The organism is Pseudomonas sp. FBCC-B1667 (genome assembly GCF_059133255.1).
This window is the reverse complement of record NZ_CP101437.1, coordinates 3,504,461-3,519,350: the sequence shown is the minus strand read 5'-3', so window position 1 is coordinate 3,519,350 and position 14,890 is coordinate 3,504,461. Positions and strand designations below refer to the sequence as shown.

The 14,890-nt window shown below is 56.3% G+C and carries 13 protein-coding genes and 1 pseudogene; 7 read left to right on the top strand and 7 right to left on the bottom strand.

All coding sequences use genetic code 11. The annotated features are described in order from the left end of the window. Window positions 1-63 precede the first annotated feature (63 nt). The 5 genes and pseudogenes from NL116_RS16015 to NL116_RS15995 all read left to right on the top strand — a co-directional run bounded on the left by NL116_RS16015 (window position 64) and on the right by NL116_RS15995 (window position 5,084). A complete protein-coding gene (locus tag NL116_RS16015) occupies window positions 64-1,287 on the top strand; it encodes a diaminopropionate ammonia-lyase (RefSeq protein WP_494373013.1) in 1,224 nt (407 codons plus the stop codon). A gap of 77 nt (window positions 1,288-1,364) precedes the next feature. Next, complete coding sequence (locus NL116_RS16010; RefSeq protein ID WP_494373012.1) at window positions 1,365-3,014, top strand: APC family permease; 1,650 nt, start codon at window positions 1,365-1,367, stop codon at window positions 3,012-3,014. A 15-nt stretch (window positions 3,015-3,029) separates the two neighbouring features. Then, window positions 3,030-4,199, top strand: a complete 1,170-nt coding sequence (locus NL116_RS16005) for a M20 aminoacylase family protein (protein WP_494373011.1) — start codon at window positions 3,030-3,032, stop codon at window positions 4,197-4,199. 39 nt (window positions 4,200-4,238) lie between these two features. Beyond that, window positions 4,239-4,565 (top strand): annotated as a pseudogene (locus tag NL116_RS16000) (DUF4113 domain-containing protein); the annotation flags it as partial. A gap of 69 nt (window positions 4,566-4,634) precedes the next feature. Beyond that, on the top strand, window positions 4,635-5,084 hold the full coding sequence (locus tag NL116_RS15995; protein ID WP_494373010.1) for a hypothetical protein: 450 nt from the start codon (window positions 4,635-4,637) through the stop codon (window positions 5,082-5,084). A gap of 551 nt (window positions 5,085-5,635) precedes the next feature. Here the strand turns inward: NL116_RS15995 and NL116_RS15990 are convergent. The 3 genes from NL116_RS15990 to NL116_RS15980 all read right to left on the bottom strand — a co-directional run bounded on the left by NL116_RS15990 (window position 5,636) and on the right by NL116_RS15980 (window position 9,624). Then, on the bottom strand, window positions 5,636-6,805 hold the full coding sequence (locus tag NL116_RS15990) for a phospholipase D family protein (protein WP_494373009.1): 1,170 nt from the start codon (window positions 6,803-6,805) through the stop codon (window positions 5,636-5,638). Window positions 6,806-7,016: 211 nt separating this feature from the next. Continuing rightward, window positions 7,017-7,991 (bottom strand): hypothetical protein, encoded by a 975-nt coding sequence (locus NL116_RS15985; RefSeq protein ID WP_494373008.1) that lies wholly within the window; start codon window positions 7,989-7,991, stop codon window positions 7,017-7,019. Window position 7,992: 1 nt separating this feature from the next. Beyond that, on the bottom strand, window positions 7,993-9,624 hold the full coding sequence (locus NL116_RS15980) for a GIY-YIG nuclease family protein (RefSeq protein WP_494373007.1): 1,632 nt from the start codon (window positions 9,622-9,624) through the stop codon (window positions 7,993-7,995). A 394-nt stretch (window positions 9,625-10,018) separates the two neighbouring features. Here NL116_RS15980 and NL116_RS15975 point away from each other — a divergent pair. After that, window positions 10,019-11,181 (top strand): IS3 family transposase gene (locus tag NL116_RS15975; RefSeq protein ID WP_494372978.1). Its coding sequence is split into 2 segments (ribosomal slippage): window positions 10,019-10,274 and window positions 10,274-11,181, totalling 1,164 coding nucleotides; the frame shifts between segments, so codons are not numbered across the junction. Between the two features lie 50 nt (window positions 11,182-11,231). Here NL116_RS15975 and NL116_RS15970 read toward each other — a convergent pair. From NL116_RS15970 to NL116_RS15960, 3 genes are read right to left on the bottom strand one after another with little or no spacing between them, the layout of a single operon-like run. After that, a complete protein-coding gene (locus NL116_RS15970; protein ID WP_494373006.1) occupies window positions 11,232-12,209 on the bottom strand; it encodes a saccharopine dehydrogenase family protein in 978 nt (325 codons plus the stop codon). After that, window positions 12,206-12,607 carry a VOC family protein gene (locus NL116_RS15965; RefSeq protein WP_016980706.1) on the bottom strand — a complete coding sequence of 134 codons (402 nt, stop codon included), beginning with the start codon at window positions 12,605-12,607 and terminating at the stop codon, window positions 12,206-12,208. The genes NL116_RS15970 and NL116_RS15965 overlap by 4 nt, the downstream gene beginning before the upstream one ends. A gap of 14 nt (window positions 12,608-12,621) precedes the next feature. Continuing rightward, the gene (locus NL116_RS15960; RefSeq protein WP_494373005.1) at window positions 12,622-13,365 is read right to left on the bottom strand and encodes an SDR family NAD(P)-dependent oxidoreductase; all 744 of its coding nucleotides are present in this window, start codon (window positions 13,363-13,365) and stop codon (window positions 12,622-12,624) included. Between the two features lie 139 nt (window positions 13,366-13,504). Here NL116_RS15960 and NL116_RS15955 point away from each other — a divergent pair, with 139 nt between their 5' ends. Next, window positions 13,505-14,398 (top strand): AraC family transcriptional regulator, encoded by an 894-nt coding sequence (locus NL116_RS15955; RefSeq protein WP_494373004.1) that lies wholly within the window; start codon window positions 13,505-13,507, stop codon window positions 14,396-14,398. A 5-nt stretch (window positions 14,399-14,403) separates the two neighbouring features. On the opposite strand, the gene NL116_RS15950 is transcribed toward NL116_RS15955, so the two are convergent. Then, entirely contained in the window at window positions 14,404-14,868 is a 465-nt protein-coding gene (locus NL116_RS15950) for a nuclear transport factor 2 family protein (RefSeq protein ID WP_494373003.1), read from the bottom strand. Between the last annotated feature and the right edge of the window lie 22 nt (window positions 14,869-14,890).

The following is a 14,890-nucleotide window of genomic DNA, read 5'->3' as shown; positions in this document are numbered from 1 at the left end:
CCAGCCCGCTGAGGTCTGCTTCAGCGGTTTGGACTTCCTGTTGCCTGTTGAAAGGAGCACCGAATGTTTATTGCTAACCCAAAAGCCAGCCGCCTGCCGTATCCAGAATCTCTGAAATCGGTCATGAGCATCGCCAAGGCCAACGAGAGCCGCCAGTGGCTGTCACAGTGGTCTCGACTGAACGCTGGAGCAACACCGCTTTACTCTCTGCCTGACCTGGCAGAAGAACTTGGAGTCGCTGAAGTCCTTATCAAAGACGAGTCCGTGCGTTCGGTGTTGGGGAGCTTCAAAGCGCTGGGTGCTCCCGTTGCATTGGTTCGTCTGATCCTTCGGCATTTCCCTGAACAGCACTTCGATCCCCGCGGGTTATTGGAAGGGCAGTACGCTAATGCTTTGGCGGACTTCACCGTGATCAGCGCCACCGACGGGAACCACGGTAAAGGTCTGGCCGCTGCTGCTCAAAGCATTGGCTGCCGTTGCGTCATCGTGCTGCATGCAAATGTCAGTACCGAGCGCGAGGATGCCATCGCGGCCTATGGCGCGAAGATCATCCGTATCAAAGGCAACTATGACGAGTCCGTTGGGGAAGCTGCTTTGCTGGCCGCAGCCAACGATTGGACTGTCGTCTCCGATACCTCCTACGAAGGTTATGAAGTGATCCCGCGCGATGTCATGCAGGGGTACGGAACCATTGCAGCTGAGATCATAGAGGCGATGTCAGGTGATGCAGCAAAACCTGCATTCACCCATGTCTTCCTTCAAGGTGGTGTCGGCGGTTTGGCTGCTGGAGTTGTGAGCTACCTGTGGGAGCAGTATGGCGAAGCTCGCCCGACTTTCGTCATGGTTGAACCTGTGCAGGCTGACTGCTTGTACCAAAGCGCGCTTCAAGGGAAGCCGGCCAAGGCAACAGGCTCGGTGGACTCGGTCATGGCCGGTCTGGCCTGTGGAGAAACCTCACCTCTGGCCTGGCGTTTCCTTGAGTCCAGTGTCGATTTTTTCATGACAATCCAGGACGACGAAGCCGTAGCGGCAATGCGTCACCTGGCTACAGGAAGTGCTCGGGATATCCCGATGGTTGCGGGTGAATCCAGCGTCGCGGGTCTGGCCGGTCTCATCCGCTTGGTCAAAGGAGAAAGCGCGGCGGCGGACATGGCTATCAACTCCAACTCCCGAGTCCTGTTCATCAGCACAGAGGGTGCAACTGCCCCCGGCGTCTACGCCGATCTGCTGGGCGAGACCGATGCATCCGTCCTTGGACGCCAGAAGGCCTGGGCGTCTGGAGTCTGATCATATTTGTACATTCACCCAAGGGCTGAGCTTTCAGCCCCTGGCGGCTCCACACAAAAAAAATAATCGGAGATTCCATGAACAAAGTAAAACGTGACATCAGCCCTTGGTCGCTGATGTTGACCGGTCTGGGCTCCATCATCGGCTCAGGCTGGCTCTTTGGGGCCTGGCATGCGTCGGCCATTGCCGGGCCGGCTGCGATCCTGGCATGGATCATTGGTGCAGTGGTCGTGCTTGCGATCGCCCTGACATACGCAGAAATGGGCGCCATGTTCCCGGAGTCCGGTGGCATGGTGCGATATGCACGGTATTCCCATGGTTCGCTGGTCGGCTTCCTGGCCGCGTGGGCTAACTGGATTTCTATCGTTGCGGTCATTCCCATCGAGGCGATTGCCTCGATCCAGTACATGGCCTCCTGGTCATTTCCCTGGGCGAGAGCGTTGGTGCACCAGGGCGAACTGACCACCAGTGGGCTGGTCGGCAGTGCAGCCTTGGTGATGGTGTACTTCGGCCTCAATTATTGGGGGGTGAAGCTCTTCGTGAAGACCAACACGGCTATCACGGTATTCAAACTGGTGGTGCCTGCATTGACCGCTGTGGCGCTGATGGCGACGAGTTTCAACACCGCGAACTTTGGTGACGGTTCAATATCGAGCTTTGCTCCATATGGCTGGTCAGCCGTCTTTACGGCCGTGGCAGCCAGCGGCATCGTTTTCAGCTTCAACGGATTTCAGAGCCCTGTAAGCCTCGCGGGTGAAGCCCGCAATCCTGGACGTAGCATCCCGTTTGCGTTGATCGGTTCGGTGGTGATCGCTTTGATCATCTACGTGGCGCTGCAGATTGCCTTCATCGGTGCAGTAAGCCCAGAGAGCATTGCATCGGGCTGGCACAACCTGAACTTTGATTCGCCATTGGCGCAACTTGCACTGGCACTCAACCTCAACTGGCTGGCGATGCTGCTCTATCTGGACGCGTTCGTGAGTCCATCGGGTACGGGGTCGATCTATACGGCGACTACTGCTCGAATGATCTACGCGATGGAGAAGAACAACACGCTCCCCAAAATTTTCGGCAACCTCCATCCACTCTATGGTGTCCCGCGCCAAGCAATGTGGCTGAACCTGGCGGTGAGCTTCATCTTCCTGTTCTTCTTCCGGGGGTGGGGCACGCTAGCTGCCGTGATCTCAGTCGCGGTGATCATTTCGTTCCTGACCGGCCCGATCAGTCTGATGTCATTGCGAATCCATGCACCCGAGGTTAAACGTCCCCTGCGATTGAAGGGCATGAGCATTATTGCTCCATTCGCCTATATCTGTGCGTCCCTGGTGCTGTATTGGGCTCGCTGGCCATTGACGGGTCAGGTCATCCTGCTGGTGATCGGTGCTCTGCCCATCTATTTCTACTACCAAGCCAAAAGTGCCTGGTCGGGGTTTGCTCGTGAGCTTCGAGCCGCGATCTGGTTGATCGGTTATCTGCCGGCGATGGCGCTGGTGTCCTACATCGGAAGTGAAGCATTTGGAGGGATCGGCATCCTGCCTGAGGGCGTGGATATGGCGGTCGTAGCGGCGGTCGTAGCGGCTGTCGCGTTGGCTTTCTACTGGTTGGGGGTTAGCAGTGGCTATCGCACGCCATATCTAAGCGAAAGCGTCATCTGGCAGAACAACGAGCCTGCGGATGCAGCACTTCCTGCTCAGCCATCTGATCAAAGCCCTTCGTTGGCCAAGTAATAGGAGATTTCAAGCATGAGCAACGAGCAAGCGTTTGAGCAGCGCCTCAAGCAGTGGCGACATACCTTTCATCGCCACCCTGAAACCGGATTCGAAGAGTTCACCACCTCGGACGAGGTCGCCAAAATTCTCACAAATCTGGGGTTGGAGGTGCATAGGGGAATAGGCGGAACAGGCTTGGTTGCAAGCCTGACAGTCGGAGATGGTTCTGGGGTAATAGGGATTCGCGCCGACATGGATGCCCTGAACATCACTGAACAAGCGCAGGGGCGCGATCATGCTTCCTGCAATCATGGGAAAATGCATGCCTGTGGCCATGACGGTCACATGGCGATGGTTCTGGGGGCCGCAGACCTGCTTTGCCGTGAGCGAAGCTTCAACGGTACCGTCAGGTTTGTCTTCCAGCCGGCGGAGGAGCACGGTCGCGGTGCGAAGGCGATGATGGCGGATGGTCTGTTCGATCGCTTTCCGGTTGACGCTATCTACGGTGCCCACAATATGCCGGGCATGCCAGCCGGCCATATCGCGACACGTGTCGGCGGGATCATGGCCAGCGAGGATAATTTCGTCATCCAGATCCGGGGGCGAGGCACTCATGCTGCTCGACCTCACATGGGCATCGACACCATGGTGATCGGTGCCGAGATCGTGTTGGCTTTGCAGACCATCGTTTCGCGGAATGTCGATCCTAGCGTGTCGGCTGTAATTTCCTGCACCGAATTCATCACCGACGGTATCCGCAACGCTATTCCCACGAATGTCACCATCAAGGGCGACACCAGGAGCTACAGCCCTGACGTCCAGCGTCTGCTTGAGAAACGCATGCGGGAAATCAGTGAAGGCATCTGCCGCATGCATGGCGCGACGTGCGATTTCGAGTACACCCACGAGTTCGCGCCTACTGTGAACTGGGCGAAGAATACGGAAATTGCCATAACAGCTGCACGCAATGTGGTGGGTGAAAAAGCAGTCAATCCTGAGGTGTCTCCGATAATGATCTCCGAGGATTTCGGTGCGTTCATTCAGAAAGTGCCAGGGAGCTTTGTGTTCATCGGCAATGGTGCGGAAGGGTTGGATGGAGCGACACCCCTGCATAATGCCGGATACGACTTCAACGATGAGATATTGGCTACCGGTGCGAAGTACTTTGCCGAGCTGGTCAGAGTCAGCCTTCCAGCAGCATAAAACCATCGTTAAAACACTAATCGCGAGCGGCAGCTATCAACGGACGATGTTCGATTGATGACAAAGGCTGCCGTGGAAGCTGTGGATCGAGTCTTCCGACCAGGATTCAAATACAGCAAAGCTGAGGTGCTTCTGCTTAGTCTTTGCCAGAAAGGCGAGTACACGGAAGACCTCTTCGCGATCTCCCAACCGGCTGCAACCGAAAAGGTAATGGGTGTATTGGATGCCATCAATGGTCGATGGGGCAGGGGCACGATGCGTCTCGCTAGTGTCCCAACCGATCCGGATTGGGACATGCGGCGGGAGATGATGAGTCAGAGTTTCACTACTAGAGTTGACCAGCTTTGGACGGTGTATTGCCGGTAGCTGGGGGGGCAATTGTGCTTGCGACATCAAAGCGCTAAGGTAGGCCCGTGACAATAACCGAGACTCCTTATGGACGATCCATTATCAACTCCAAACGACTCCGTTTTCGTTACGGACGAGCCTATGTCGCTTGATGCGACGATGGCTGAGCTCAAGGCTGAGTTCGCGAGACTGGAGCAGGTAACCCTTGAAGCTGATAGGGAGGCAGTTCGACGGGCCAAAGCTGCTCTGGATTTGCTCGACGAGCTTGATCCAACCCCTCGGAGCGCGCAAAGGAGGATTACGTGCGCGATTGAGCGGGCAATGCTGGCTCTTAATGCCCTGGGCGAAGTTGAAGGGCTAGCGTTTGCAGATTTCTTTGTTCATCAGACCCGATATTGGTCTGCCGTCTTCAAATATTTCGTTAGTGCCCTAGCGAAACTTAATTCCCTTCTTGCTCGTTTTCAACGAGCACTCTTCAGAGTCCCGCTCTTCGCGGATGGCCCTGAGCTCAGCGGGTACAAGCACCGCCTTCGTTGATCCCTCTCGAAAAATTTTCCATTTTCGAACGGGATGATAATCATGACTCATGAACACCAATGTATCTGCGCTACCTGCTTTAAAGAGATGAGGCCAAGTCGCAATTCTTTGCATGAATCTTCGCCTTCCACGTTTCCTCAAGGGCGTCACGTCTCAACCGAGTCAGCTTACGATGGGCCTGCGGGCGTTCCTCGCGGCTGGGCTGATTGGCTGCTGGAATGGGCGAAGATTGCGCTGAAGTTCGGTTACCTGATCCTCGCTTTTTTCAAGTTGTAGCTACTGAGGGCCGCCCGCAATATTTGAGCGGGCTCGTCACCGAGAAGAAGCCACTGTCCACAATGGGGCAGTGGCCTCTCGGTGCCGAGCTTCGTCACAGCAGTACCTATCAAGTCAGCTGGAAGGAAGTAACCTTCTGGGCACATCTCAAGTATCGGCAACTACATTCGCTCTCTGATTGGAAGCATGTTCGGCGCGGTGCATGGAAGAGGCGCTTAGCCGATGGGCCATCGCTGTTTGATGTGAGCTTCCGAGCCCGCGCCCCACGCATCAGTTTAAAATTCTGACTCGGGATTACTTTCCAACCAGATAAGGGCGTCGAGTTGAGCAATGTTTTTCGCCGGATAATCTTTCGCGCGCTCGAGCGCTATGCGAAAAAGGCGTGCACAGCGAATGTAGTTCTCGCCCTCGGTCGCGCCTCGCACCCTGTCTAGGCCTGAGCCTCGTAGCCAATCTCTGACTGGTTTATTGAGCACGTGGTAGTGCTTCGGGAAGAATTGGCAGAGCATCTCTGAGAGGAGGGCGCCCCTGGTGGTCAAGCCGATGCTGTGCAGGCGATCAATTTCTACCCTCACGACACGATCCCTGGATACATACTGTGCGTCCAATATGCGTACTAGGCTTGTCGCCAACTCCTTAAAGTTACTACCTCGACCTTGTCTTTCCCAACCCCGACCCTGGAACCGGCTTCCGATATCGAATGACCAGAGGGCATTTAGCGTGGTGTAAAAACCTAGGTTGCGAGACGGACTCCAGGTACGGGCTGCCGCAGTCGTCCGAAATAAAGACTCGAGGTCGGGTTTTACGGTTCTGAACGAGAACATCTGTTTTCGCCGTCTGGTCAGAACAGACGCGGAACGCTCGAGCGTTAGGGGATCGGGCAGTACCAGTTCGAAGACAGCTCCATCATCTTGGCCTCCTGCATCTGGTGATTTTGGCTTCTTAGGCTGAATGGCCTCCCGGTAGCAACGAATCCAATTCTCGTCGAGGGTTACACACTTGTCTGTGAGGGTTTCGATCCACTGTTCGGCCGCAATAAAAGTCTTTTCAGAAATCAGTGAATAGCCATTAGCTTCGTAATTGGTAGAAAACGCAGCTTTAGAAAGATTTGAAGAGCCGACAAGCGCGTAGCATTTGCCATTCAGCTCCTTCCAAAAAACGGCTTTCGGGTGAAACCCGTCTATCGCTTCCGCGGCGAGAAAATCATCGTGCCTGTTAGGGGGAAGCCACTCGAGTACGTCCTCGCAAGCTGCTTTTCGGGTGATCCCGAAATCTTTGCCGACTATGAACTTGAATGACTCGCACTGGCTGCCCAGCTCTTCCTTGATGTCCCAATGAGTCAGATAAGCGCTGACGATATACAGATGAGTCGATTCGCGAAGTGCTCGACTATAAACGTCTTGAAGCTCGGTGGCGGAACGTTGGGGCAGTAAAAGCAATTTCATGCATTAAAAATCCGCGTTGTTATTGAGGTGGCGTCGCTTCGTTGATGCATTTGCGGCGGTCTTACCGGCAGGCATTTGCGGACTATGGCCTGCATCTCAAGGCGCGATTCAGAGGGTAACCACCAAATACGGCAGCTTGGAGGAGTCTACGAGACCAGGAACGATTCAGACGGTGAGAGTCGTCGAGATCGGTACTCCCGACGTGCTTGCCTCAAAAGACAAACCTCGAGGCGAGCGCCGCGCCTGAAAACACCACCGCGACAAGGGCTACGGCCTGCTGCCGCAGCCAGCCCGGTTTGGCCAGCAACTGCGCTTCCAACTGCTCGATGCGAGTCTGGGTTTGTTGCCGGTTTTCCAGCAGTTCGCCCACCTTCGACTCGATGCGTTCCAGGCGCTGGGCCAGCACGTCGTTTGCGTCGCTCACTTCTTTCAATGACGCTGTCATTGAGTTCGACAGATGTTCCCTCGCCTGGATTTCACTGCGCAGCAGCTTGGTCACTCGCTCGACCTGCTTCTGCTGCCCCCCCAGAGCCTCCCCCAGTTGGGCTGACTGGCGCAAGGACGATGCGTTGAATTGTTCCTGCATCCGGGTTTCGTTCGAGAAGGCCAGGCTCAATGCCTGCAACTGCGTTTCATGGTTGTTCTGCGCAGTAGCCAATTGGTTCACTGCATGCTTGCAGTACTCATAGCCGTCTGCCAACGCCAACAGTTCGTCGATCTGGTGCTTGAACTCGTAAAGCACCACCAGCGCCCCGTTCTGATTACCTTCAAGTGTCTGGGCATCCTCTTGCAGGCGTTCGATTTCGCGCACCAGGGCATCATTGAAACCGCGCAGTACATTGTTGTTCACGGTATGCACTTGGGTGACCAGTTGCACCACGCTCTGCGTCACCTCAAGGCTTGCGCCAAATTCGGTCAGCAATTTGGCCAGGTCTTTGTCGTTCTTGCCTGACAAGCCACCCCAGAACGAGTCCCAACTGCCCTGGTTCTGAAATTCGTTCAGTTGCGCTCTGGTCTTTGAACCACGCTGTATTGCCGCGTTTAGCTTTTGCAGGCCTTCATGGAAGTCTTTGAGCTGGTTCTCTTCAGAGCGTGGCGCCGGCAGCAACTGCTGCACCGGTTGGAGGGCTACTTCATCGCTCGGCGTCACGTTCAGTACGACTTTGCCACCAAGAAAATTGAACATGTCAGGACTCCTGCGAAATACGGTTGGTTGGCAAGAGTGCCGAAAAATCGATTGCACGCACGCTTGTGTGCCGGGCCAGCCGTTCGCGCTGGTCTGTCGCTTCCCTGGCCAGCGCATCTACCGAATGCGCATATTCGATCAGCCCTTCGGCCATCAGCCATTCGTTTTCCTGGACTTTGATCAGCTGCAGCGCCGCCTCTCGTTTGGCTTCCAACGACTCGCTCCACCCGGTTTTGAAATCCACCAGGTAGGCAACGATGGGGGGCACGAGGTTCTGCAAATGATAACTGCACAGGCCAAACCCGATGGCCGATAGCACACATGATATATAGGGCGCTGCCACCCCGGTCAGCGGAATCAGCTGCGACTCTATCACCGGTTCAAGGCCATCCCAGAGCACCAGCGTGCCGCTGACGACAACGGTCTCGACGATCTTCTGGATCAACTCTTCCCGGCTCATCGACTGCGCGCCTTTGTACAGTTGCCAGGCGCCGTGAGCGAGGTCAAAAAGGTTGCGGGCGAGGTTATAGACTTGGCGGATCGCCTTGGACAAGGCATTGACGATGAATTCGACGATGCCGTTGAGCAGCTTCAGGGGCGCCTCGATGATTTTTTCGATCACCGCCCAGATCTTTTTGAGGAAGCGCTCCACGCGCTGTTTCAGGCGAGCGGCGCCACCCATGAACACGTCGACCAATTCGTCTTTAACGGCCATGATGGCGGCTGAAGTCAATTGCTCCAGCAATTGCCAGCCTGAGTTTTTCAGGGCTTCCTTGCCAGCACCCAGAGCGACGTCAGTAGCGTTGCCCAAGGTGTCCTTGAGCTTTTTGGCTTCGATGTTGCTGCGAGTGCCTTGTTCCTGATGCAGCTCCTGGCGCTTGTTGATGGGCGGGTTTTCGGTCTTGATGAGGTGCGCTTCCAGGGCCGCGGCTGTTTCGGGCGAGTCCATGGTCACAAATTTCACTTTGCATCCCGCATCGAGTTGCTCGGAGAGCTTGTACGGTTCGCCTTTTTTGTTGCCATTGCGATGGTCGTTCAGGTGTCCGTCCTGCCAACGCTGTCGCATGTTGGTGCTATCGCCGATATAGACCAGCTTGCCGCTCGTGTCATACACCACATAAACGCCTGGTTTCTCGGGCAGTTGGTTGGTGCCGGAGGTGTCGGCGGCGCTAAGATCAATTTCGCCATCGAACTGTAAGGTAGCCAGCGAACCAATTCCCGCTGACAAGCTTTTGAGCAGGATTTCCTTCCACGCTACCCCACGATTGGCAACATCCATTGCACTTTGCGCCGACGTGGCGGCGAGAGTGTCCTTGCCGACCTGTAATGGATCGGCTGTCTTGGCGTTAGGACGGGAGTTCTTCTTGTTGCGAAAACCGGCGATCAGTTTTCGATTGGTGTTCTCGATCGCGCGATCGACGATCAGGTTCGCCAACGGAGACAGCGACATTTGTTCGGATTGTGGGCCCATAATTCCTTCTCGAAAAAAAACTTTCCTGTTTGAGGGGCGAATTACGGGCATGGAAGCTATCAAAGTGACACTAATGGTTCCACCTGAAATTGACGTGTTTGAAAAAGTTGTGTTCAGGGTGCTGTCAACGAGGCCCGTACCGCCAGGAGCTTTGCCGAACACGGATGCACGCGAAGTCTGCTTCTGGCCGAATGCCGTCTGTCGTGATCGACTGAAACCGACCCGAAGCGGACGATACGCACGGGACTGAGGAGAACCTATGCACACAGTTACCGTCGTTAGCAAACGGCCCGATTTTAGGTGCTTCCTGGATCTGCTCTTTGGCCCAAGGCGAGACATAAATGCTTTCGTGCAATTTGAAAGACAGCGAATATTCAATCCGTCACCTCACACCGGCAGATAGTCGACCAAGTTCAGTAAAAAACGGATTCTTAAAGGACGAAAAACAGAGCATAGCGCTAAGGCCGTCGCGTCCTGCTGGCTTACAGAAATTGTAGTGGTCTAATGAAACCGGACACCCATTTAGGCGAGAATGCTCGCCAGATCGAGGTGTCAGATGACCAAACAACGCCGTTCCTTTTCTGCTGAATTCAAACGCGAGGCTGCCGACCTCGTGCTCAAGCAAAACTACAGCTACATCGAAGCCAGCCGTTCGCTCGGCGTCGGCGAGTCGGCCCTGCGCCGCTGGGTTGATCAGGTTCAGCAGGAGCGCCAAGGCGTCACTCCGCAGAGCAAAGCGCTGACCCCGGAACAGCAGAAAATCCAGGAGCTGGAAGCCCGGATCGCCCGCCTTGAACGGGAAAAATCGATATTAAAAAAGGCTACCGCGCTCTTGATGTCGGAAGATCACGAGCGTACGCGCTGATCAATCAGCTGAGCGTCCATGAGCCGATTGATTGGCTGTGCAAGGTGTTTGAGGTCACCCGTTCGTGCTACTACGCCCAGCGTCTTAAGCGCCGCACACCGGATGTCGAACGGCTTCGGTTACGCAGCCGGGTGAGCGAGCTGTTCTCGCAAAGTCGCAGTGCTGCGGGCAGCCGCAGCATCCTGTCGCTGATGCGTGACGACGGTGAGCAGCTCGGTCGGTTCAAAGTGCGCAGCCTGATGCGCGAGCTTGACCTCGTCAGTAAACAGCCCGGATCACATGCCTATAAACGAGCGACGGTTGAACGGTTGGATATCCCGAACTTCTTGAATCGAGAGTTCGATGTTCCAGCACCCAACCAGGTGTGGTGCGGCGACATCACCTACATCTGGGCCCAGGGGAAATGGCATTACCTGGCTGTCGTGCTGGATCTTTGCACGCGCCGGGTGGTGGGCTGGGCGTTGTCGGAAAAGCCGGACGCCGATCTGGTTATCAAGGCGCTGGATATGGCTTACGAGCAACGAGGAAGACCTCAGGGTCTGCTGTTTCACTCGGATCAAGGGTCGCAGTATGCGAGTCGTTTATTTCGCCAGCGGCTGTGGCGATATCGCATGCGCCAGAGCATGAGTCGTCGGGGAAATTGCTGGGACAATGCGCCAATGGAGCGCGTGTTCCGCAGCTTGAAAACGGAGTGGATACCGACCACGGGTTACCGAACGGCTCAAGAAGCCCAGCGCGATATCAGCCACTTCTTGATGCATCGGTACAACTGGGTTCGACCCCATCAATTCAACGGTGGGCTGGCGCCAGCTCGGGCCGAAGAAAAACTTAACGTCGTGTCCGGGATTAGTTGACCACTACATAATCACGTCAGGGCAGCATTCACTCGGCTGCCCAACTCTGGCTAGAAATCGGTGATTGTTGTACCGGCTACGGTTTCGGCGAAACCGACGCCGAGCAGGTGTGCCGGGGTTTCAAAACCTGCGCGCCGTTCCCCGCACAGCACTCGGCGAGCCGCCTCAACCGCCGCCAGCGGTGTGTAGGTGTACCCGTTGACGGTCTCGATCACCGAGCGGGCCACACTGCTATCTGCATCCACGACCTCGGCCACGGCCAATGCTCGATGCGCCAGACGCTGCTCTTCACTCGGGCCTTCCGGCAATAGCGAGAGGTCGCCCTCGGGAAAGGCGGCATCCGGGATGTGCACGTACACGGCTATGTTAGGTATACCTGTGGAGCGCCAGCCCGTCACCAGATCCCCGAATGACAATGGCACACACAGCTTTGGGCCCGCGCCAAAATCAAACTCGCGGGGAGGCTGGTCGGGGGCTGCCACGAGTTCCCCTTCAATACGCGCCAGAACCCCTGCGCCGATGATCTCACTCACGCTTGATGCCGAGCCGCGAGACATGGGGCCTGCCACTTGCAGCGCCAAGTTCAACGATTGGGGTTGTTCAACCCTAGCTGCGACATGCACAGCCAGGCAGTCGGTCGGCACCACGTCCCAGCCAACGCCAGGCAACAACATGACACCCGCTTGCGCAGCTTCGAGATTCAATGACTCGGCCAGCCGATAAACGTTAATCTCTGCGGTGATGTCGAGGTAGTCCACACCTGCCCCGATACAGGCGCGCATCAAATGCTCTGCGGTATATGCGAATGGCCCGGCGAAATTCAGCAGCACGCTGATACCGTCCAATGCATCTGCCGTCACACCTTCAGCGCCAAATACGCGAAAAGGCAGCTCCAGTTCGGCGGCCAGAGGCGCCAGTCGGTCAGCGCTACGGCCTGCCAGAATCAGATCCAGGCCCACCGCTTTGGCGTGCTGCGCGGCCATGCGTCCGGTGTAGCCGGTCGCACCATAAATCATCAGAGTTTTCATTGGGCGTGCTGCCAGTTCTTGTAAACGAATTCGAGGCTATAGCCGTCCGGGTCGAGGACATTGGCCGCATAGTAGTTCGGGTCGTAATGCAGACGTGCGCCGGGAGGGCCATTGTCTGTTGCCCCTTGGGCTATGGCCGCTGCATAAGCGACATCGACCTCGGCACGGCTATTGGCGACGAAACCTACGTGCACCGCCTGTCCCTCCACCACCCCTTCGCGCAGCCAGAAGAACATTCGGCCATGGGCGCCAAATCCCTTGAGGTCAGGATGACCAGGAGGCCCGTCCTTGCCGTCGTAATCCAGACGCGCCGTGATGCCAAGCGGTGTCAGTGCTGCCTCATAAAAGTGTATCGAGCGCTTGATGTCGCTTACCGAGAGAAAAATATGATCGAGCATGGAGCCTCCATGATTCAGATGATGTAGCCGCCTGCGACTTCGATGGTTTGCGCGTTGATCCAGGCGCTTTCCTGAGAGAGCAGCATCGCAATAACACGAGCGACGTCTTGCGGCTCGCCCACCCGGCCCAGTGCTGTCTGACCGGCCAGCATGGCTTCAAACTCATCGTTCAAACCGCCCCCCAGCTCAGTACGAATGGCACCAGGCGAAACCGCATTGGCACGAATACCGCGCTCACACAATTCTTTCGCCATGTAGCGGGTCAGCACTTCGAGACCGCCTTTAAAGGCCGCATACGGCGCGACCCCTGCTGTCGCGACGCGTGTTGTGGCACTGGTCAGGTTGACGATGCTCGCGCCATCTTCAAGTAGCGGCAGCAGCGTTTGAGTGAGGAAGAAAGGCCCCTTGAGGTGCACTGCGAACAGACCGTCGAATTGCTCCTCGCTGACTGACTTCAGCGGGTTGAACAGACCGTAGCCTGCGTTATTTACCAGACCTGCCAGCGTGTTTGTACCCCAGGTAATTTCCAGAGCGGAGACCACGGCATCACGAAATGCAGCAAAGCTTGAGGTGTTACTCACGTCCAGCCGCAGCGCAACCGCCTTGCCGCCAGCGGCCTCAATTTGCCGGACGACCTGGTGAGCTGCATCAGGATTCTGGTTGTAGGTAAGGATGACGCCCATCCCCCGTTCGGCAATATGGAGAGCAGCGCTGGCGCCGATGCCGCGACTGCCTCCGGTGATAACGATGACGCCCATGGTGCACTTCCCGTGTCGATGACTTGAGCCTCCACAGTAGAGTCCCCGGCCATCCAGAACGTGGCCATTCCTACTCGAAACCTGCCTGTTTCTGCTTTTTGCTTGCCAAGTCTCAAACGAGCCGGGCAGGATCCAGCCCATGACCACACAATTGAATGAACTGCGAGCCCTGACCTCAAGTGCTGAAAATCGGCGCACTGAGACAGGAATCCCCAGGGTAGCCATGGTGCAGGGTGAGATTCCCGAGCACATGCTGGCCGCCGTCTACGAGCCGATGATCAACCTGATTCTCCAGGGCAGTAAAACCATGACCGTCGGGGAGCAGACGTTGCACTATGACCCGGCGACGTACTTCGTGATGTCCATCGAGCTGCCCGCCGTGGGCACAGTTCATCCGGCGTCGACCGGAGAGCCTTATCTCGCGGTAAGTCTGACGCTCGACCCGGTGGTGCTAACCACTCTGCTGGCCGACCTACCTCTTCCGGCTGATCGCCATGACCAAGATCCGGGTTTTTCAGTAGCGCCGGTCACGCCTCAGTTGATGGACGCTTGGGTGCGCCTGCTGCGCTTGATGGGTGACCCGCAAAGTATCGCCGCCCTGGCGCCCGCATACGAACGCGAGATCCTCTACCGTGTACTCCAAGGCCCTCACGGCTGGATGCTGCGTGAAATCGCCGCTCCGGACTCTGCGATGGCCCGCGTCAATCAGGCCATTCAATGGATCCGCCGCGACTTCGCCGAATCTATTCGGGTAGAACATATGGCAGAGAAAGCAGCGATGAGCGTTTCGGCATTTCACCGACACTTCAAGGCGGTAACCACGCTGAGCCCTCTGCAATATCAGAAGCGTGTACGCCTGCTTCAGGCTCGCACCCTTATGGTTGCCAACGCCAGAAGCGTCACTGCGGCTGCCTTTGAAGTCGGGTATGAAAGCAGCACCCAGTTCAGCCGAGATTACGCAAAAGTCTTCGGGCTACCGCCCTCACGAGACGCTGCGCGCATTCAGCACGAGAGTAAAGTTTCAAGGGCCTGATCAGATCAAATACCGGCGAGGACTGCGGGATCTCCCGTCCGCCAGACGTTGTCCACCACGATGTGCTGAATGCGCCAGGTTTCACCCTGCCTGACCAGCTTCACGTCGTAACGGTTTTTCATGAGATAGGAACGGGAGTGATCAGTTTTCAAAACATGTTGGGCTTCTACCAACGCATCCAGTACCGCCTTATCCCCTTCAAGGGTGACGCGGGGATTGTTCACAGAGTGCGTGGTATCGACTCGGCTAAGTGACGTCATGAGGGCCTGTACGATGGTGTCACGACCTTCAAGAACAGGGTATTCGAAACCGGCTTTGGCTGCTGCGGGCCGGAAATCAGAAGCGGCATTATCTGTAAGCACCGTGGCCATAAGCCCGGCATCACGAAGATCAATACTTGCAGCGTAGTCATATAAAGCTTCGGCGACTGCAAGCTTGTCAGCGGCTTCTTGATCGTATTGAGAGGACATGGCTAACACCCTAAGTTAAGTG